The 19,033-nt window shown below is 63.6% G+C and carries 15 protein-coding genes; 10 read left to right on the top strand and 5 right to left on the bottom strand.

The genetic code is table 11. From position 1 onward, the window contains the following. The 3 genes from B3446_RS09015 to B3446_RS09005 all read left to right on the top strand — a co-directional run. Positions 1 to 1,360 (top strand): MFS transporter (locus tag B3446_RS09015; protein WP_291379953.1); only part of this gene is annotated, 1,360 nt, incomplete at its 5' end. Between the two features lie 121 nt (positions 1,361 to 1,481). After that, the gene (locus B3446_RS09010) at positions 1,482 to 2,804 is read left to right on the top strand and encodes a UDP-glucose dehydrogenase family protein (protein ID WP_291379951.1); all 1,323 of its coding nucleotides are present in this window, start codon (positions 1,482 to 1,484) and stop codon (positions 2,802 to 2,804) included. Next, entirely contained in the window at positions 2,801 to 3,859 is a 1,059-nt protein-coding gene (locus B3446_RS09005; protein WP_175123874.1) for a glycosyltransferase family 4 protein, read from the top strand. Before B3446_RS09010 ends, B3446_RS09005 begins: the two co-directional genes overlap by 4 nt. A 60-nt stretch (positions 3,860 to 3,919) precedes the next feature. On the opposite strand, the gene B3446_RS09000 is transcribed toward B3446_RS09005, so the two are convergent. After that, on the bottom strand, positions 3,920 to 4,408 hold the full coding sequence (locus tag B3446_RS09000; RefSeq protein ID WP_191576301.1) for an Lrp/AsnC family transcriptional regulator: 489 nt from the start codon (positions 4,406 to 4,408) through the stop codon (positions 3,920 to 3,922). Positions 4,409 to 4,558: 150 nt separating this feature from the next. Here B3446_RS09000 and glmS point away from each other — a divergent pair, with 150 nt between their 5' ends. Beyond that, a complete protein-coding gene (gene glmS, locus B3446_RS08995; protein WP_191576302.1) occupies positions 4,559 to 6,391 on the top strand; it encodes a glutamine--fructose-6-phosphate transaminase (isomerizing) in 1,833 nt (610 codons plus the stop codon). Positions 6,392 to 6,724: 333 nt separating this feature from the next. On the opposite strand, the gene B3446_RS08990 is transcribed toward glmS, so the two are convergent. Beyond that, positions 6,725 to 7,720: a LysR family transcriptional regulator gene (locus B3446_RS08990; RefSeq protein WP_291379948.1), complete on the bottom strand. Its 996-nt coding sequence runs from the start codon at positions 7,718 to 7,720 to the stop codon at positions 6,725 to 6,727. 39 nt (positions 7,721 to 7,759) lie between these two features. Here B3446_RS08990 and B3446_RS08985 point away from each other — a divergent pair, with 39 nt between their 5' ends. From B3446_RS08985 to B3446_RS08975, 3 genes are all read left to right on the top strand, one after another. After that, positions 7,760 to 8,734 (top strand): DMT family transporter, encoded by a 975-nt coding sequence (locus tag B3446_RS08985; protein ID WP_291379946.1) that lies wholly within the window; start codon positions 7,760 to 7,762, stop codon positions 8,732 to 8,734. Positions 8,735 to 8,743: 9 nt separating this feature from the next. Next, positions 8,744 to 9,676 (top strand): pyridoxal-phosphate dependent enzyme, encoded by a 933-nt coding sequence (locus tag B3446_RS08980; RefSeq protein ID WP_291379943.1) that lies wholly within the window; start codon positions 8,744 to 8,746, stop codon positions 9,674 to 9,676. A gap of 893 nt (positions 9,677 to 10,569) precedes the next feature. After that, positions 10,570 to 11,667: a type VI immunity family protein gene (locus tag B3446_RS08975; protein ID WP_291379941.1), complete on the top strand. Its 1,098-nt coding sequence runs from the start codon at positions 10,570 to 10,572 to the stop codon at positions 11,665 to 11,667. 58 nt (positions 11,668 to 11,725) lie between these two features. Here the strand turns inward: B3446_RS08975 and B3446_RS08970 are convergent, their stop codons facing one another. Beyond that, positions 11,726 to 13,261 (bottom strand): tetratricopeptide repeat protein, encoded by a 1,536-nt coding sequence (locus B3446_RS08970; protein WP_291379939.1) that lies wholly within the window; start codon positions 13,259 to 13,261, stop codon positions 11,726 to 11,728. A gap of 29 nt (positions 13,262 to 13,290) precedes the next feature. Then, complete coding sequence (locus tag B3446_RS08965) at positions 13,291 to 14,355, bottom strand: RDD family protein (protein WP_291379937.1); 1,065 nt, start codon at positions 14,353 to 14,355, stop codon at positions 13,291 to 13,293. A gap of 337 nt (positions 14,356 to 14,692) precedes the next feature. Between B3446_RS08965 and B3446_RS08960 the strand changes: the two genes are divergently transcribed. Then, positions 14,693 to 15,397: a hydrolase gene (locus B3446_RS08960; RefSeq protein ID WP_291379935.1), complete on the top strand. Its 705-nt coding sequence runs from the start codon at positions 14,693 to 14,695 to the stop codon at positions 15,395 to 15,397. A gap of 69 nt (positions 15,398 to 15,466) precedes the next feature. Next, positions 15,467 to 17,071, top strand: coding sequence for an MFS transporter (locus B3446_RS08955; RefSeq protein ID WP_291379933.1), 1,605 nt, complete (start codon positions 15,467 to 15,469; stop codon positions 17,069 to 17,071). Between the two features lie 92 nt (positions 17,072 to 17,163). On the opposite strand, the gene B3446_RS08950 is transcribed toward B3446_RS08955, so the two are convergent. Beyond that, positions 17,164 to 17,451, bottom strand: a complete 288-nt coding sequence (locus tag B3446_RS08950) for a hypothetical protein (protein ID WP_191576490.1) — start codon at positions 17,449 to 17,451, stop codon at positions 17,164 to 17,166. A gap of 72 nt (positions 17,452 to 17,523) precedes the next feature. Between B3446_RS08950 and B3446_RS08945 the strand changes: the two genes are divergently transcribed. Next, positions 17,524 to 18,933 (top strand): PLP-dependent aminotransferase family protein, encoded by a 1,410-nt coding sequence (locus B3446_RS08945; RefSeq protein ID WP_291379930.1) that lies wholly within the window; start codon positions 17,524 to 17,526, stop codon positions 18,931 to 18,933. The last annotated feature ends 100 nt before the right edge of the window (positions 18,934 to 19,033 follow it).

Genomic DNA, 19,033 nt, shown 5'->3' with positions numbered 1-19,033 from the left:
CGGCGGGGCCAAGCCCGCGCCGCCCGACGGCCTGCCGGCGCCGCGCCGGTACTGGGCGGCGGCCACCGTGATGACGGGCATCAGCCTGTCGGTGCTGGACACCACCATCGCCAACGTGGCGCTGCCCACGATCGCCAAAGATCTCGATGCCCTGCCCGCGCAGGCGGTGTGGATCGTCAACGCGTACAACCTGGCCGTCGTGATGGCGCTGTTGCCGCTGTCCGCGCTGGCCGAGCGCATCGGCTTTCGCCGCATGTTCACGTTCGGGCTGGTGCTGTTCACGCTGGCCTCGCTGGGCTGCGCGCTGGCCGGCACGCTGTGGCAGCTGACCGCCGCACGCGTGTTCCAGGGGCTGGGCGCCGCCACGCTCATGTGCATGTTCGGCGGCCTGGTGCGCAACATCTATCCGCTCAAGATGCTGGGGCGGGGCATCAGCATCAACGCGACCACGGTGGCGGTGATGTCGGTGCTCGGTCCCACCATCGGTTCGGCGATTCTGTCGGTGGCGCCGTGGCCGTGGATCTTTGCGGTCAATCTGCCGATCTGCGCGCTTGCCATGTTCGGCCTGCGCCATCTGCCCGAAGTGCCGCGCAACGATGTGAAGCTGGACTGGATCAGCGCGCTGCTCTGCATGGCGACGCTGGGCGTGTTCATCTCCGGCGTGGACATGATGGGCGAGGATCTGCTGCGCGGCATCGGTCTGGTCGCGATTTCGGCAGTGGCGGGTATTGTGCTGGTGCGCCGCGCCAGCCAGCAGACCGCGCCGCTGGTGCCGGTGGATCTGCTGCGCATCCGGCCGCTGGCGTTCGCGGTGGGCGCGTCGGCGTGCACCTTCGCCGCGCAGATGGCCTCGTACGTGTCGCTGCCGTTCTACTTCCAGCAGGTGCTCGGCCGGCCGTATCTGGAAGTGGGCATGCTGATGGGCGCGTGGCCGGTCGGGACGGCCATCATCGCGCCGCTGGCCGGACGCCTGTCCGACCGCTATTCCGCCGCCACACTCAGTGGCATTGGCGCGGCCACGATGGTCGCGGGCATGCTGTGGCTGGCGCTCCTGCCATCCACGGTGTCGAACTGGCCCGTTATCGCCGGCATGTTCGTGGCCGGCGTGGGCTTCGGTTTCTTCCAGACGCCGAACAACCGCGCGCTGCTCTCTGCCGCGCCCCGGCTTCGCAGCGGCGCGGCGGGCGGCCTGCAGGCCACCACCCGGGTTTTCGGGCAGAGCTTCGGCACCGCGCTGGTGGCCATCGCCTTCAGCGTCAGCGCGGCCCACGGGCCGGGGCTGGCGCTGGTGCTGGGCACGATATGCGCGGCGCTGGCCGTGGTGGTCAACACCGTCCGCTTCAACAAACTGCGGACTTAGCAGCCGCTGGCGCCGCCTTAAACCGGCTCGGACCCCCGGGCGCGGGCCGCTTCTATAATGGCGGCCGGCGCCCGGTTTCACTTTCCGGGCGCAAAGATTACCTATTTGAAGGCGCACAGGCATGAAAATCACGGTCGTGGGTACCGGTTACGTAGGATTGGTGTCGGGAGCGTGCCTGGCCGACATGGGCAACGATGTCATGTGCCTGGACGTGGACGCGGCCAAGATCGCGCTGCTGCGCCAGGGCGGCATCCCCATTTACGAGCCGGGCCTCGAAGACCTGGTGCGCCGCAACGTGCAGGCCGGCCGCCTGCATTTCACCGATGACGTCGCGCAGAGCGTGGCGTTTGGCGATGTCCAGTTCATCGCCGTGGGCACGCCGCCCGGCGAAGACGGTTCCGCAGACCTCAAGTACGTGCTGGCCGCCGCGCAGAATATCGCGCGCCACATGACCTCGCGCAAGCTGATCGTGGACAAGTCCACGGTGCCCGTCGGCACGGCCGACAAGGTGCGCGCCGTGGTCGCCAAGGAACTGGCCGAGCGCGGCGTGGACCTGCCGTTCACCGTGGCGTCCAATCCGGAATTCCTGAAGGAAGGCGCGGCCATCAACGACTTCATGAGCCCGGACCGCGTCATCGTCGGCGCCGACGATGACTACACGATCGGCGTCATGCGCCGCATCTACGAACCCTTCCAGCGCACGCACGACCGTCTGATGGTGATGGACGTGCGCTCCGCCGAACTGACCAAGTACGCCGCCAACGCCATGCTGGCCACGCGCATCTCGTTCATGAACGAGATGGCGAACCTGGCCGAAGTGCTGGGCGCCGACGTGGAACAGGTGCGCCGCGGCATCGGCGCGGATCCGCGCATCGGCTATCACTTCCTGTATCCCGGCGCGGGCTACGGCGGCTCGTGCTTTCCGAAGGACGTGCAGGCGCTGGTCAACACGGCGTCCGAGCACGGCCTGCCGATGCGTGTCATCGAAGCCGCCGAAGCCGCGAACCACGCGCAGAAATTCCGCCTGTCCGAGAAACTGGTCGAGCGCTTCGGCGAAGACCTGCGCGGCCGCAGGATTGCGTTGTGGGGCTTGTCCTTCAAGCCCAACACCGACGACATGCGCGAAGCGCCCAGCCTGACGGTCATCGCCGAACTCACGCGCCGCGGCGCCGAGGTGCGCGCCTACGATCCGGTGGCCATGCACGAAGCCGGCCGCGCGCTGGCTGGCCATCAGGGCGTCAGCTTCGCCGCCGACATGTACGACGCGCTGGACGGCGCGGACGCCCTGCTCATCGCCACCGAATGGAAGGTCTTCCGCGCGCCCGACTTCGATCGCGTCAAGGCCTTGCTCAAGACGCCGCTCATCATCGACGGCCGCAACCTGTACACGCCGGCCGACGTGCGCGGTCTCGGCTTCGAGTATTCAGGCATCGGCCGCGCATGAAGATCCTGCAACTGAACTTCGAGAAAGGCTGGCGCGGCGGCGAGCGCCAGACGCTGTATTGCATGCGCGCGTTCCGCAAGGCCGGGCATGACGTCGAAGTGATGTGCCGCGAAGGCGCGCCGCTGGCCGAGCGCGCCCGCCAGGAAGGATTTGTCGCCCACACCGTGCGCAACGTGCCCGGACAGCTCGCGTTTCTGGCGGGCGCCGGCCGCTACGACATCATCCACGCGCAGACCGCCAACACCATCACGTGGGCCGTGCTGACCAAATGGCTGCACCGCCGGCCGGTCGTGTTCTCGCGCCGCACCTCGTTTGTCGTCAAGCCGGGCGACGAATGGAAGACCGGGTACAAGTGGCGCCACACGGATCTGTTTGTGGCCATCAGCGAGATGGCCGCCGGCGAGCCGCGCCGACTGGGCATCGAGCCCGTCATCATCCGCAGCGCCGTCGAACCGCATCAGATCAACACCGAGAACGTCGCCAACCTGGTGCGCGAGTTCGACCTTGAGGGCAAGAAGGTCATGGCGACCTCCGCCGCCCTCATCCGCGACAAGGACCCCGTTACGCTGGTGCGCGCTGTCGGCGAACTGGCCAAGACGCGCCGCGACTTCGTCTTCCTGCATTTCGGCGCCGGCGGCGACCGCGAACAGCAGGCCAAGGACGAGGCCCGCAAGCTCGGCATTGAAGACGTCTATCGCTTTGCGGGCTTTCGCAAGGGCGTGGAAGATTTCTACAGCATCCTCGACGTCTTCGTCATGAGCTCCGAGGAAGAAGCGCTGGGCAGCAGTGTGCTCGACGCCTTCCTGCAACGCGTGCCGGTCGTGTCCACAGACGCCGGCGGCCTGAAGGAAAGCCTGGCCGACGGGCGAGGCGTGCTATGCGCGGTGGGGGATCATCAGGCAATGGCGGCTGGCATGGCGCGCTGCCTGGATGATGCGGCGTTCCGGCACGAGGTCACCGAACGTGCGTATGAGTACGTGCGCAATGAGCACGACGTGCAGAAGATGGGAAACCGGTATCTGGCGCAGTTTGAGCGGTTGGTGGGGCGGAAGTAGGCCGCTTCATCTGCCGCGTTTCTCTGCGGCTGTTCGATAGCCGCACCTCATGCCGGCACTTCATCCTCGCACATCAATCCGCGTTTCAAACTTGGCGCGATGCACCGAGAAAAACGTGCGCACGTTACGCACGTTGGCCTGCGCGGTGAAGGCGCGGTGCACCAGCGCGTGATACGCCGGCATGTCCTTCACCTGCGCGATCACCACAAAATCCGGACCGGGCGATACGCGGTAGCACTGCAGCACCGCCGGTTCCGTCAGCATGCTTTGCTCGAACGCGTCCAGGCTTTCGGCGGCCTGCACGTCCAGCGTGATCTCCACAATCGCCGTCAGCGTGCTGCCCAGCTTCTCGGCCGACAAGATGGCCACCTGCCGGTCGATCACCCCTTCCTCCACCAATCGCCGCACCCGCCGCAGGCAGGTCGGGGGCGAGGCGTGTACGCGCGCGGCCAGATCCTGGTTGGTCAGCGAACTGTCTTCTTGTAACTGTTCAAGAATGCGCCGGTCCAGATCATCGAGATCAGGCACGGGAATGGGCGTGTTTTGCATGATTAATTCAAAACGGCGATTTTGAAGAAAGATTATTTAATCACATTTGTGTAAGGGAATTAACTGCCAAATTGGGGCACATAAAGAAATCAAATTTCTTTAAGGGGCGCGCACAATGCGTCGGTACTGAACTTACCCGGAGTCACTCCTATGTGCGGCATTGTTGGCGCCGTCGCCCAGCGCGACATCACCCCGATCCTCGTTGAAGGCCTGAAGCGCCTGGAATACCGCGGCTATGACTCCTGCGGCGTCGCCGTCTACGCCGACGGCCATCTGCGCCGCACGCGCAGCACGCAGCGCGTGGCCGAGCTGGCCGATCAGGTTGCGCAGGACAAGATCCAAGGCTTCACCGGCATCGCCCACACCCGTTGGGCCACGCACGGCGTGCCCGCCACGCACAACGCCCACCCGCATTTTTCGCACTTGGGCAACGACGAGCCGCGCATCGCGCTCGTTCACAACGGCATCATTGAAAACCACGACGAACTGCGCGCCGAGCTGCAAGCCGTCGGCTACGTCTTCGAAAGCCAGACCGACACCGAGGTCATCGCGCACCTGGTGAATCACCTGTACTCGGGCGACCTCTTCGAAACGGTGCAGAACGCCGTGCGCCGCCTGCATGGCGCGTATGCGATTGCCGTGTTCTGCCGCGACGAACCGCACCGTGTGGTCGGCGCGCGCCAAGGCTCGCCGCTGGTGGTGGGCGTGGGCCAGAACGAGAACTTCCTTGCGTCCGACGCGCTGGCGCTGGCCGGCACGACCGACCAGATCATCTACCTGGAAGACGGCGACGTCGTCGACCTGCAACTCTCGCGCGTCTGGATTGTGGATGCCGCCGGCAAGAACGTCGATCGCGAAGTGCACACCGTACATGTGCACACCGGCGCTGCCGAGCTGGGCCCCTACCGCCACTACATGCAGAAGGAAATCTTCGAGCAGCCGCGCGCGGTCGGCGACACCCTGCAGGACATCGAGTCCATCACGCCCGAACTCTTTGGCGACGAGGCCTACAAGATCTTCAAGGAAGTCGATTCCTTGCTGATCCTGGCCTGCGGCACCAGCTACTACGCCGGCCTGACCGCCAAATACTGGATCGAATCGATCGCCAAGATCCCGGTCAACGTCGAAATCGCCAGCGAATACCGCTACCGCGACAGCGTGCCGAACCCGCGCTCGCTGGTCGTGACGATCTCGCAATCCGGCGAAACCGCCGACACGCTGGCCGCGCTGAAGCACGCCCGCTCGCTGGGCATGGAAAACACGCTGACCATCTGCAACGTGTCCACCAGCGCCATGGTGCGCGAGTGCAAGCTGTCGTACATCACGCGCGCCGGGGTCGAAATCGGCGTGGCCTCGACCAAGGCCTTCACCACCCAGCTCACCGCGCTGTTCCTCTTGACGCTGGCGCTGGCGCAAACGCGCGGCAAGCTCACGGAAGAACAGGAAGCCGAGCACCTGAAGGCCCTGCGCCACCTGCCGTCCGCCATCGGTTCGGTGCTGGCGCTGGAACCGCAGATCATGGCCTGGGCCGACCGCTTCGCCTCCAAGGAAAACGCCCTGTTCCTGGGCCGCGGCATGCACTACCCGATCGCGCTGGAAGGCGCGCTCAAGCTCAAGGAAATCAGCTACATCCACGCCGAAGCCTACCCGGCCGGTGAGCTGAAGCACGGTCCGCTGGCGCTGGTCACCGAGCACATGCCGGTCGTCACCATCGCGCCCAAGGACGAGCTGCTGGAAAAGTTGAAGTCCAACATGCAGGAAGTGCGTGCGCGGGGCGGTGAGTTGTATGTCTTTGCCGATGCCGACAGCAAGATTCAAAGCGCCGAAGGCATGCATGTGATTCGTATGCCGGAACACTACGGCAAGCTGTCGCCGATTCTGCATACCGTGCCGCTGCAACTGCTGTCGTATCACACAGCATGCGCGCGCGGTACGGATGTGGATAAGCCGCGGAATCTGGCGAAGAGCGTGACGGTGGAGTGATGCGTAGCGCTGCGCGGCTGAAGTTGAAAACGCGAAATAAAGTCGGTCGCGCGGAATAAAGTCGGTCGCGAGTTGAACGGACTACATCGGCGCCATTTAGTGGCTAAGAGGGCTCATTGGTTGTTAGTGCGTGGGAGGGGGCCGCAGAGCGGTCCTCTTTTGTTTGCGCACGAATAGCTCGGTGCGCACCATGCACTGTCCCGGCGGTGTTAGGGATTGGGCGTCTGAGTAACCGAGGGGCTAGCGGTCGTCGACGATTCGCTGCCTTCGACCTGTCGCAGACTTTGGCATGCAGGGAAAGCGGTCATACATGCCAGTAAGCCGGCCAAGCAACTAAGCCCCATTCAGGAAGAATTCGGCATCCTTCGCCACGTCGGGTGCGATGCTTGTCTCCACCCAGTCGAGCCAAGCGCGCGTCTTGGCATCTATGAAGCGGCGCGAGGGGAACAGGGCGTAGACGCCAATTTCTGGCGACCGCCATGCGGACAGCACACGCTTCAAATGGCCCGCTCGAATCTGGTCGATGACCGAGAACAGCGGAAGCAAGGTGATGCCAGCGCCGCGCATCGTCACATCGACCAAGAGGTCTGGCGTGTCTGCGATGACCTGGCCGCGCGGGGCAAGCTGCTCGATGTGGCCGCCACCTTGCGTCAGTCGCCACTCCGTGGTGATCGAGGGATTCACCAGGCGCACGCAGGCGTGCCGTTGCAGATCATCGGGCGCTTGCGGCTCACCATGCTTGGCCAAGTAGGTGGCCGATGCGCAGACCACCGAAAACGTCGTGCCGACCCGGCGCGCGACCATGCCCGAGCTTGGCAGCGACTCGGCCAGGTACAGGCTTACATCGGCCCCGCGGGCCAGCAGGTCGGGCACATCCTGGGATGTTCCGTACTCCACGACCAAGCCCGGGTAGCGGGCGCAGAAGTCAGCCAGGATCGGGGCAACGTAGTGCTGCCCGAAGTTCGTCATGCACTGCATCCGCAGCGTGCCGCGCACCTGTACAGAAGCGCCTGATGCATCCTTTTCCGCTTCGCCCACGAGGCCCAGAATCTCGCGGCACTGCTCGGCGTAGTTCCGCCCCGCGTCTGTGAGCACGCGGCGCTGCGTGGAGCGCTGCAACAGCTTGGTGCCCAGCCTGGTTTCGAGGTCGGCCACCAGCCGCGAAACCTGAGCCGTCGTCAGTCCAAGCTGGTCAGCAGCAGCCGTGAAGCTGCCGCTGTCAACGACACGCAGGAACGCCCTCATGGCGTGGAATAGGCCGGTTTCGAGTTTCTTACGCATTACGCAACAATTATTTGAATCAGGCAATATTGTTTCTTTTTTCTGCATTTAGGACAATCCTTCTGTTGATATGAAGGAATGCGAGCCGTGGAACACAAGCCAGCCGAGACCACACCTAACGGAGCACCATCCGTCAGCACGTTCACGCTGGTCGCAATGGCAGTTCCGCCTCTACTGTGGGCTGGAAACTTCATCGTCGGCCGGGCGGTGCGCAACGACGTGTCGCCCTTTGCCCTGGTATTTACCCGCCACATGCTGGCATTTCTGTGCCTGCTGCCGTTCTGCTGGTGGCACCTGACTCGTGAGGCCAGTCAATATTGGCGGGCACGGTGGTTCTTGCTTCGGACCTCGCTGTCCGGCATGGTGTTATTCAACGTACTGATCTACTTCGGACTGCATACCACCAACGCGACGAACGCGCTGCTGTTCAACTCGGCCATCCCGGTGCTGATCGTCGTTTTCTCGCTGCTGCTCTTCCAGCAGCGCACGAGCTTGAAGCAACTGGCCGGGCTTACTCTCTCGATGGCGGGTGTCTTGGCCATCGTCGGCCGTGGTCAATGGGACGCCCTGCTGCACATGGAACTTTCCAGCGGCGACTGCCTCGTGCTCGCCGGTGTGGCCAGCTTCGCTCTGTACTCGATCTGGCTGCGCGAGCTGCCAGCAGGACTGCACCGCTTGAGCGTGGTGTGCGCGCAGTTCCTCGTGGCGACGGTACTGCTGCTGCCGGCGTTCGTGTGGGATACGGCGAGCGGCGATGCCATCTCCTGGAGCTGGTCGAATGCTGCCGCCATCGCCTACGTGGCGGTCGGCAGTTCCGTGGTGGCCACCGTGTTCTATGCGGCTTCGGTGCGGCGCCTCGGCGCGGGACAAGCCAGTCTAAGCATCCACTTGATCCCCGTGTTCGGGGCGTTCATGAGCGCGTTGCTGTTGGACGAGGCGATTCATTTCTATCACTGGCTGGGCATGCTGATGATTCTCAGCGGCCTCGCTTTTGCGACTCTGCGCCTGCCGACCTGGTCAGGACACCAAACCCCACCCATCGCACCGCGCCAAGCGGATTGAAACACTGCCATGCCACTCCACATCGAAACCCCTCTCGTTCGTTCGCAGCCGCTCAGCCTGTTAAGCCGCAAAGAAGTCTGGCTCAAGCTGGAAGCCTTGCAGCCTTCGGGCTCCTTCAAGCTGCGCGGCGTCGGAGCGCTGTGCGAAGACCATAAGCGCAAGGGCAAGAAGCGGTTCATTTCATCGTCCGGCGGCAACGCCGGTATCGCGGTCGCGTACAGCGGCCGGCAGCTCGGTGTCCCGGTGACGGTCTACGTGCCGGAGACAACGACGGCGCGCGCAAAGCAGTTGATCGAGCAGGAAGGTGCCACGGTGGTTGTGCACGGGGCTTCATGGCAAGAGGCCAACGCGCTCGCACTGGCGCATCTCGATGACCACACTGCATTCGTGCACCCGTTCGACAACGAGACGATGTGGCACGGTCACGCGACGATGATTGATGAGGCGGTGCAGGCAGGGTGCGTGTTCGACTGCGTTGTGCTGTCAATTGGCGGTGGGGGCTTGCTCTCTGGCGTGGTTGCAGGCCTGGACCGCAACGGGCTGGGCAGGACGCCCGTGGTGGCCATGGAGACGGTCGGCGCCGACTCTCTGGCCCAGTCGGTGCAGCAGGGTGCGCGCATCGAATTGGCCGCCATCACCAGCATTGCAACCTCGCTCGGCGCGAAGCAGGTCTGCGAAAACGCTTTCAACGTGACCCGCAGCCATGACATTCGCACGCACGTCGTCAGCGACCTCGATGCGGTGGTCGCCTCCGAGCGCTTCCTTTTCGACCACCGCATTCTGGTAGAGCCGGCTTGCGGTGCTTCGCTGGCCGCGCTCTACAGCGCCCAGCACACGATTCTCGAAGGGTTCAAGGCACCGCTGGTCATCGTTTGCGGTGGAGCGACGGCTACGGTCGAGCAGTTGCGCTTGTGGCGGCAAAAGCTGGGATCCTCCGATTGACGGCTGACGGCTGACGGGCCATCGAGAAGTGCCCGAAGCAGTCGGGCGCTAAATCTAAAAGGGGGCATTCGAGTAAAGTCGTTTTCCCGCCAGCATCAGCGAACTGCTATGCCTAAGACATCGCCCCAAACCATCTTCCTCGTGATGTTTACCAACGCAGTGAGCACGTGATGAGCCGTCCGGATGCTCCGAGCCGCCGACGGCCGTGCGTACAGTCGATGGTGGCCCTCGCCGTCGCTGCCCTGATCGGCTTCTACACGGCGGCAACCCTGACCGCCGCCGGCTTGGCGCTTTTGGTGCTGGCCATTGCCATGTGCGGTCTGATTGGTGCTAGAGACCCTGATTGATAAATGACCGACCTCAATTGGAAACGCTTCCGCTGAAGTATGCGATTGTGAGATGGTCAATCACGCGTACGCAATTTGCTAAATTCTCCCGCTTGGCCGACTGACCGTTCCTGGCCGATAGCTGTCTCATGACGGTGGTGCAGGGTGCCCGCCCGCTTTTTGCGCTACCCCGCTCCAAGACTGCACGGCTGTTCGCTTGGCACCTAGGCTGTGTCAGCCCCGAGATAGGCAGCTGTTTTTGTAGCTTAGCGACCTAACTCAACGAACCCGAACCTTCTGCGACCGACTTTTGTTCAATTTTTTTGCGCTGAAGGCGGGAAGGCCTGGGGTGCGACCGACTTTGATCCAACTTTTCTAATCTTGCAAGTCATTCAAAATCAATGGGTTGCAAAGCCCGTTTGCGACCGACTTTATTTCCCTTTTTCAAAGAGTCTGAATAAAGTTCGCTTTCGAGGAATAAAACTCGCTTGAGACAAGTGCTCTTGGTTCTAGCGCTTCCTTGCAGAATAGGTCGCCAAGTGCGGCCTATTTTTCATTGAGAGACCTATGACAGACTGTCATTCCGACATGAGCCGCGAGGCGTTTGCCGCAGCACTTCGCGAGAACGCGCAGGTGCAGCAGTTTCCCGGGGCGATGCTCATGCCTAAGAGCCGCCACGACTATGTGGGCGCGGTCATCGCCATCACAGGCACCTTATATTTCGAAGGCGGCTATACACAGCTTAAGCGGGAGGCAATCGCACAGTGTTTTGACGATTACCTGGCGCACGCGGGCGATGCCCTCACATGGCTGTGGCGTGGTGAGCCCCCGTCAGGCCCGCCGTGCATGCCTTACGTCAAGGCTCCGAAACTCCGCGATTTTTCCGAAACGCTCGACGAAGACGACAAGCTTGACCTGCAGTACACGAGCGGCACCAAGCGCGAGGACGCCGGCCCGTATTCCTTTTATGTCAATGCCGCACCGGCTTGGGCCGCCAAAAAAACAGGCCGTCTGGATGTGTTGCGGTTCGCGTTGCCCTTTGTTGATATTGTCGAGCAACCCAAAGCCTTTCAAACCTTGTTCGTCGAATTCGCTGCGCGGCTGCAAGCATTGCATGGCCATGGCGGTTTTGGTTTTGCGCTGTCCCCGTCGGGATGGAACAGTAATCAGCCCACCGAAGCCTTCGCGTCGGAGCAGGCCCGCGGCGTTGATGTGGGGGCGCCAGTATTCTCCGCCATGGTGCTCAAGCCCGACACGTTCAAGACAGTGTCTTGGCTGACCGCAATCAATCGTGACATGGTGGCGCAGGCAGGCGGCTTGCACACGTTGCGCTCGGAATTGCCGCCAGACTGGTTCGCCTTCTATGACTACGGCGCTGGCATCGTCATTCAGGCTGGCAATGAACCCGACCTTGCTGCGACGGCTATCGACCCTAAGCCTCCGCAGTACGCGCTACCTAACGCAGCGCTCAAATCGCTGCGCAGTGCGGTGTTCGGGTTACACCTGGCGGCCAGTGCCGCCGGCGAACCGCGGCTGACCGGACTAAAAGGCGAAGCATGGGTTGAGCGCTTTGATGTATCTGACGAAGAGCTGCTCGACGTCAAGGCACGACTCCTTGATACGCCTCGGCTAGATACAACTCACACTTTGGACGACCGGCTGTAGCGCAGCCGGGGAACCAGCCCAGCCCGATTCTGAAAGCTGAAGGAACGAATCTCGACACCTATTTGCGGCCAAATAGGCGGCCGAGAATTCCGCGCGGCGCGGCCGCGGCCTGTTCCGCAGCCAGCGCATTCTGCATCGACAGCTCCTGGAACTGAGGCTTGCCGTTCTGTTGGTACGAGGCCGACGCTTGGCGGAATGCCAGCGCCGATTCAGCATGGCGCTTCATGTGGCCGTAGGTTTCTCCGCGTGAGAACAGCGCCCAGCTTCGGTAGTCGGGATCCAGCGCAATAAGGCGGTCGCAGGCGGCAAGCGCTTCCTCATAGCGACCGGCGGCGATCAGCGCATTGACGCGTTCGGCGTGCAAAGGGCCGCTGTCGGGCCAGCGCGCCATCGCCTGGTCTGCGTCAGCCACGGCCTCGGTTGCGCGGCCCAGGTGGGTCAGCGCCTCGATGCGTGCGCGGCGCCACTTCAGCCAATCGGGATCCAGCGAGATCGCGACCTCCGACAAGGGCAAGGCCTCATCGTAGCGTTCCAGCCGGTTCAGCATGTCGGCGGCGTTGCCGGGCAGGAAGTCGTTGTCGGGCGCGAGTTCGTAGCCGCGCAGGTAATAGGTCAGCGCGGCTTCCCAGCGGCGCTGATCGCGCTGCGCATTGCCGGCGACGAACAACAGCTGGGCGTCGCCGCTGGAAAGCGGGTCCAGGCCCTGCAATGCCGCTTCCGCCAGCTCAGGGTCGCCGCTGCGCACATACTCGCGGGCTTGCTCCTTGCGGCCTTCCCAGCCGCTGTCCGAGAGCGCGTCCAGGCGATGCCATAGCGGCGCCGCTTCGTCGGCTCGGCCCAGGCGGTGCAGGGAGCGCGCCTTGCCCTCGAGGGGCCAGTCCCAGTCGGGTTCGCGGCGCAGCAGGCTGGTCCATTCCTCCACCGCGTCTTCATGGCGTCCGAGCGCCTGGAGGCACGAGGCGCGATTGTGCTGGATCGCGTTCTGCTCGCCCAGGAGGGCGCGGGCGCGGTCGAACATCGCGATGGCGTTGTTCAGGTCACCCAGACGGCGGTAGTTGTTGCCGGCGTCGTAATGAAAGCCACCGTTGTTGGGCGCCAGCGCGACGGCGCGTTGATGGTAGGGAAGAGCGTCCTGGTAGCGGCCTGCGTTGTGCAGATTGGATCCGATGTAGCAATGCGGCGCCGCGGAGAATGGGCGCATTTGCGAGGCGCGGGTCCAGCGGGCAATGGCGTCGTCCAGTTGACCGTCGTTGATCAACAGGTAGCCCTCGGCCATCAGCAATCCGAAGTGCGACGGCGCACGTGTCTGGGCCTCGCGCAAAAGGCGCCAGGCCTGCTGCTGTTGGCCCGCGTCGTAGAGCGCGGTGACTCGCAAGCGAATGGCGTCGCTGCATTGCGGATCCAGCGCCAACGCGCGGTCCAGGTCCGAGTCACGCTGCGCGTACGCGCGGCGCTGGTCGTGATAGCGGGCGCGCAGTGCCCACATGACGGCGAGATCTGGCTGTTCGCGCAGACCTTGTTCGCTCAGGGCAACCATTTGGGCAAGGTCGCCGCTGTCATCGGCGCGGTGGATGGATTCGATCAGGCTGGACATGCGCAAGGTTCTCTGTTCGGAAGATCGGACTAGCGCGCCAGGGCGCCGGCTTCGTGACGGCAACTGTAGGGGCGGTCTTCGCGCGGGATGTCGTCGCTGCCGCATCGCCAACGGCGCACGCCGCCGCCCTTCTTTTCGGACCGCAGCTCGGGCAGATAGACCAGGTGCTTGCCGCCCAACGAAGGTGAGTCCGCGGTGCCGGGATCGCCCGCGATGGTAAAGCGCAGCACCCCGTTGACGGGATTCATCTCCAGCTTGCTGAAGCCGCTGGTTCGCAGCGATTCAAGCGTCACGCCGAGCGCGGCCATGTCCGGCGCAAACGTCTTCGTGCGCTGGTAGTGGCTTTCCGCGAGCAGGCGCACGGGATCCGACACGAGGTCCAGGTGTATGACGTCGGCGCGCAGCGGATTGTCTCCGTTATCTTTGTCCAGGGCGACGACTGCGATCACCATGCCGGCCAGGACCAGCCCCACCATGCCGAACACGATGAACAGAAAGCGGCCCGCGCCCGTGACGGCGCGAACCCGGGCCAGCGCGGGCAGCACGGCCCGCGGATTGGCCTGGCTGGACACCACGTGAGTGCCGGCGAGGGCGTTGTGCATGGCGCGCTCGCCAAAAACAGCTTGCTGTATGTGGTGGAAGAGGCCGGGGAGCGCCATGTTCAGCGCGTACTTCAGGGTATGCCGCCAGATCGAGCGCAGCAGTCCCGGTGAGCTGCCCTTGCGCGTCACCACCCGTTGTTTGAAGAGACGTTTGCCCGGGGACCCATTGCCCCAGGCGTCCATGAAAGCGGGCAGCAGAAAGCCCAGCAGCCCGCCGGCTATTGCCAGAAGCACGGGTCCGTCTGCGCCCGTCAGGCCTTGATAGGTGTATGAAGCGGCCATGGACAGACCGATCATGGCGGCCACCATGACGATGGCGTCGAACGCCGTGGCGGCCAGTCGGGCCCAGATGCCGGGAAAGATGGGGGCGTCGACGCGCGGGTCGGGCCGCTGGGCGGGCGCCGCGTGGGCAGTAACCGGCAAGACGGCCTTGCAGCTGAAGCACACCTTGTTGGCGGCCGGGTTCTGCCAGTTGCAGCGAGGGCATTGCATGGGATCTGAGGCGGGATGCTAAAGCCGGTCTGAGCGGCAGGACTGCGGATGATACCCATGTCGCCCCGATCTGGTGGCGCCATTGCACTTACATGGGCACCACGATGCCGTGATCGTCTTTGGCAGCTCGGGATCGGGCCAGTCGCCGGACCGGTTGATTGCACGGACGGTGGAAGGCGTCGCTGCGCAGGTCAGCAAGCAGCCATCGTTCTATAAAAAGAACGATGAAGGCAAAAATCCCCATCTACCGGCAGATTGTCCCGAAGAATATAGTTCTGTTCATCGCAGCAACGCGCTGCAGGCAACACCCCAAACCTACTTCTTCAAGGACACTGACATGACCAACACCACCGCCAAGCTCGAAGTGCTGACCCCCGAAAACAGCCAGATCATCTTCATCGATCACCAACCGCAAATGGCTTTCGGCGTGCAGTCGATCGACCGCCAGACGCTCAAGAACAACGTCGTGGGTCTCGCCAAGGGCGCCAAGGCGTTCGACATTCCGACCATCATCACCACCGTCGAGACCGAATCTTTCTCCGGCTACACCTACCCCGAATTGCTCGATGTCTTCCCGGAAAAGAAAGTGCTGGAACGCACCTCGATGAACTCGTGGGATGACCAGAAGGTGCGCGACCAGCTCGCCGCCAATGGCCGCAAGAAGGTGATCGTCGCCGGCCTGTGGACCGAAGTCTGCAACACCACCTTTGCGCTGTGCGCCATGCTGGAAGGCGAGTACGAGATCTACATGGTGTCCGACGCGTCGGGCGGCACGTCCAAGGAAGCGCATGACATGGCCATGCAACGCATGATCCAGGCTGGCGTCGTGCCGGTGACGTGGCAGCAAGTGCTGCTGGAATGGCAGCGCGATTGGGCCCGCCGCGAGTCGTACGATGCCGTGATGGAAATCGTCAAGGAACACTCGGGCGCGTACGGCATGGGCGTGGACTACGCCTACACGATGGTGCACAAGGCCGCGCAGCGCACGCAGACCGCCCACGACGCTATCGCGCCCGTCGCTGCGCCTGTCGTCGCTCGCTAAATCCCCAGGCCCGCGGCCGATGCCGCGGGCTTTTTTTTCTCGTACCGACCGGCAGCCCCGGAGCCTCCCATGACGACCGCCGACACCCGCCCCGCCGACGCCCAGCCGTCCTCGCCTTTCGCCTATTCCGCCTTCTCCGTGATCTGGATCGCCACCGTGCTGTCCAACATCGGCACCTGGATGCATGACGTGGGCGCCGGATGGCTCATGACGTCGTTGTCGCCGTCGCCGATGTTCGTGGCGCTGGTGCAGACCGCAGGTGCGCTGCCGGTATTCCTGCTGTCGCTCCTGGCCGGCGCGTTGGCCGACACGATGGATCGCCGCAAGCTGTTGTTGATGGTGCAGATCGCCATGGGATTTATCGCCCTGGCGCTCGGTCTGGTGGTCTGGTTCGGCCTGACCACGCCGTGGGTGCTGTTGGGCTTCACGCTGCTGATGGGCATCGGCACCGCATTGTCGGCGCCTGCCTGGCAGGCCATCGTCCCCAGCCTGGTGCCGCGTCCTTCGCTGCAGCAAGCCATCGCGACCAACAGCGTGGGTATCAACGTCAGCCGTGCGATCGGCCCGGCGCTGGCCGGCGTGCTGATCACCAGCCTGGGCGTGGCGATTCCGTTTTTTGTGAACGCGGTCAGCTTCATCGTGGTTGTAGCCGCACTGATCTGGTGGAAGCCGCCGGTCGCCGCCGAGAAGCGCCTGCCGCGCGAGCAGCTGTTTCATGCCATGCGTGCCGGTCTGCGCTTTGCACTGCACAGCAAGCCGCTCAAATCCACGCTGGTTCGTGCCGTTGCGTTCTTTCTGTTCGCCAGCGCCTACTGGGCCCTGCTGCCGGTGATCGTGCGCCAAGTGCTGAATGGCGGCGCCTTGCTGTACGGCATCATTCTGGGCTGCGTCGGTGCGGGTGCGGTGATTGGCGCGATGGTGTTGCCGCCGCTGCGCAAGAAGCTCGGTCCTGACCGCAGCGTCATGGCGGGTACGCTGGGCACGGCGCTCACATTGGTGGTCTTTGCGGTGATCCCGCATCCCGTGGTGGCCGGTGCGTTCAGCTTCCTGGCCGGCGCGTCGTGGATCATGGTGCTGACCTCGCTCAACGTATCGGCGCAGGTTGCCCTGCCGGACTGGGTGCGTGCTCGTGGCCTGGCGATCTTCGTGACGGTGTTCTTCGGCTCGATGACGGCGGGCAGCATGATCTGGGGCCAAACCGCGGTGCATGCCGGCGTCCCCGCCGCCATGCTGATCGCCGCCGCCGGCTCGGTGATTGCGATGCTGCTGACCCGCAAGGCCAAGCTGCAACTGGGGGCCGACCTGGACCTCGCACCGTCGATGCACTGGCCCGAGCCTCTGATCGATCAGCAGGTGTCGCATGATCGCGGCCCGGTCATGATCACGGTGGAATACCTGATCGACCCGGCACGCGGCGCAGACTTCGTGCAGGCCATGCAACATGCCGGCGCCGAGCGCCGCCGCGACGGAGCCTACGCCTGGGGGATCTTTGAAGATGCGGCGCAGCCGGGCCGCTACCTGGAATACTTCCTGGTGACGTCGTGGCTGGAACACCTGCGCCAACATGAGCGTGTGACCCACGCCGACGCGGACCAGCAGGCCGAAGTGCGCGGTTTCCACATCGGCGATGCGCCGCCGAAGGTGTCTCACTTCGTGGCACCGCAGCAGTCGTAAGCTTTGTTGTTATCGAATGCGGCTCACTCGAGCCGCATTTTTTTATGCCTGGATGCAATGCTGGGCATCATCTCGGGGAGAAGCTGATCTGCTCAACGTTCCTGGGATAGCGCCTTGAGACTTTCGAGGCGTTCCATCTCTTTCTTTTCTTTCTCTTTTCTAGCGCCTTCGCGATGCGACTTGATGGCGAGGAACATGCACACGCCCAGCACGCCGAGCTTGAACGTACCGAAGGCTAAAGGGACCCAGAAATTCATCATTTCCTCAAAACGCTGCTTGAGCAGCTTGATCGCTACACGCGGACGCTGAACAAGATCAGGAGGGCGCGGAGCGAGTGCTAAAATCCATACAAGATTTCGAATTCTACTGCCAAAATCCATACAAGCAGTTGAATTGCCCGGTTCGTACCTCCCAGCCACCCGCGGAAGTGGCCAAAACTCCAAGAATCAAACATGGCTCTCTCGCGTCGTCTGAAAAAAGCAAGCCTGTCGTGGGTGCGGCCCCTTACCGCCGGCGCGGGCTCCCGGTATCAGCAAATCGCCACGCAGATCGTCACCGCGGTGGAAGACGGAGTTCTGCGGCCAGGCGATCGCCTTCCCACGCAGCGTGAACTGGCCCAGACACTGGGCGTCGATCTCACGACCGTCACGCGGGCGTATTCGGAAGTTCGGCAGAAAGGGATTCTGGAAGCGCAGGGGGCCGGCGGGACTTATGTGGCCTATTCTGGGTCGGCAGCAGGCGGCACGATCGACCTGGGGATGAACATCCCGCCGTTGCTCGGCAGCGCAGCGTTTTCGCAGATGCTTGCAGAAGGCAGCGGCGCGACGCAGGCTGCGGCAAGCTCCATGGATCTGCTGAGCTATCACGTGGGGGCGGGGGACGCGCGGCATCGTGCAGCCGGGGCGAAATGGCTGCAGCCGGTGCTGGGCAGCGTGGACACTGACCGGATCGTGGTCTGCCCCGGCGCGCAAACCGCGATCGCAGCCCTGCTTCTGGCCAGGAGCCAGGCCGGAGAGGCGATTGCGTGCGATGCGCTGACCTACCCTGGCTTCCTGGCTGCGGCCCGGCTGCTGCAGCGCGTGGCCGTCGGGGTGCAGTCAGATGCATTCGGCATGGACCCCGCGGACCTCGAGCGCGTGTGCCAGAAGCATCGACCGGCAATGCTGTACTTGAATCCGACAATTCAGAACCCGACCGCGCTGACGCTGTCCTCCGAGCGGCGAACCGAGCTGCTGCGGGTGGCCAAGAAATTCGCGCTGCCCGTCATCGAAGACGATCCGTACTGGCTGTTGGCGGAGCGGCCGCCGAGCACGATGTTTTCGTTGGTTGCCAACACCTCGTCGACGCCGGTCTACTACGTGTCGACGCTATCGAAATGCATCGCGCCCGGTCTGCGAACCGCATACCTGGTCGTACCCGCTGGCGAGCCGTTGACGCCCGTGCTCGATGCGCTGCGCTCGCTGGCGCTGATGCCCACGCCCTGGATGACGGAGATGGCGTCGACGTGGATCGAGTCGGGTTCCGCGGTGCAATGGATGGCGCAGGTCAAGCGTGAGCTGCAGCATCGGCAAGCCATTGCCGCGTCGATCCTGCCGGGGGAGATTCAGGCCGACCCGAACGGGCTGCATCTCTGGCTGCAGTTGCCGGGTCATATCGATCTATACCGGCTGATTCAAACCGCGCTTGAACAGGGTGTGAGTGTCACTGACTCTGGGTCGTTCTCAACCGGATCGTTCAGTCCCTTGGCGCTCCGTGTGTCGTTGGGGGGAGCGATTGATCGGACGCGTTTGACGCACGGTCTGAACCGGTTGGCGGACTTGCTCAAGGGCGACATGGCCGGACGGGTTTCACACGACGTCTGATTTGCAGGGGCCGTCCCCGCCATCAACCTCAGCCCTCGCGAGTACGCCCTGGCGACTCACGAGCGCTTGATGCTTGCGCGTCGACCGGTGCGATTTTCAA

Origin of the sequence: Achromobacter sp. UBA5777, assembly GCF_002418565.1 — a bacterium.
In the GTDB taxonomy this organism is placed as follows: Bacteria; Pseudomonadota; Gammaproteobacteria; order Burkholderiales; family Burkholderiaceae_B; genus Achromobacter; species Achromobacter animicus.
This window is presented reverse-complemented; position numbering and strand designations above follow the sequence as displayed.

Excerpts from the sequence above, each read along its gene's own strand:
- B3446_RS09000 (WP_191576301.1), bottom strand. The coding sequence starts at position 4,408 with ATGCAAAACACGCCCATTCCCGTGCCTGATCTCGATGATCTGGACCGG.
- B3446_RS08970 (WP_291379939.1), bottom strand. The coding sequence starts at position 13,261 with ATGTCCAGCCTGATCGAATCCATCCACCGCGCCGATGACAGCGGCGAC.
- glmS (WP_191576302.1), top strand. The coding sequence starts at position 4,559 with ATGTGCGGCATTGTTGGCGCCGTCGCCCAGCGCGACATCACCCCGATC.
- B3446_RS08965 (WP_291379937.1), bottom strand. The coding sequence starts at position 14,355 with ATGCAATGCCCTCGCTGCAACTGGCAGAACCCGGCCGCCAACAAGGTG.
- B3446_RS09010 (WP_291379951.1), top strand. The coding sequence starts at position 1,482 with ATGAAAATCACGGTCGTGGGTACCGGTTACGTAGGATTGGTGTCGGGA.
- B3446_RS09005 (WP_175123874.1), top strand. The coding sequence starts at position 2,801 with ATGAAGATCCTGCAACTGAACTTCGAGAAAGGCTGGCGCGGCGGCGAG.
- B3446_RS08980 (WP_291379943.1), top strand. The coding sequence starts at position 8,744 with ATGCCACTCCACATCGAAACCCCTCTCGTTCGTTCGCAGCCGCTCAGC.
- B3446_RS08950 (WP_191576490.1), bottom strand. The coding sequence starts at position 17,451 with ATGGATTTTGGCAGTAGAATTCGAAATCTTGTATGGATTTTAGCACTC.
- B3446_RS08955 (WP_291379933.1), top strand. The coding sequence starts at position 15,467 with ATGACGACCGCCGACACCCGCCCCGCCGACGCCCAGCCGTCCTCGCCT.
- B3446_RS08960 (WP_291379935.1), top strand. The coding sequence starts at position 14,693 with ATGACCAACACCACCGCCAAGCTCGAAGTGCTGACCCCCGAAAACAGC.
- B3446_RS08945 (WP_291379930.1), top strand. The coding sequence starts at position 17,524 with ATGGCTCTCTCGCGTCGTCTGAAAAAAGCAAGCCTGTCGTGGGTGCGG.
- B3446_RS08975 (WP_291379941.1), top strand. The coding sequence starts at position 10,570 with ATGACAGACTGTCATTCCGACATGAGCCGCGAGGCGTTTGCCGCAGCA.
- B3446_RS08990 (WP_291379948.1), bottom strand. The coding sequence starts at position 7,720 with ATGCAGAAAAAAGAAACAATATTGCCTGATTCAAATAATTGTTGCGTA.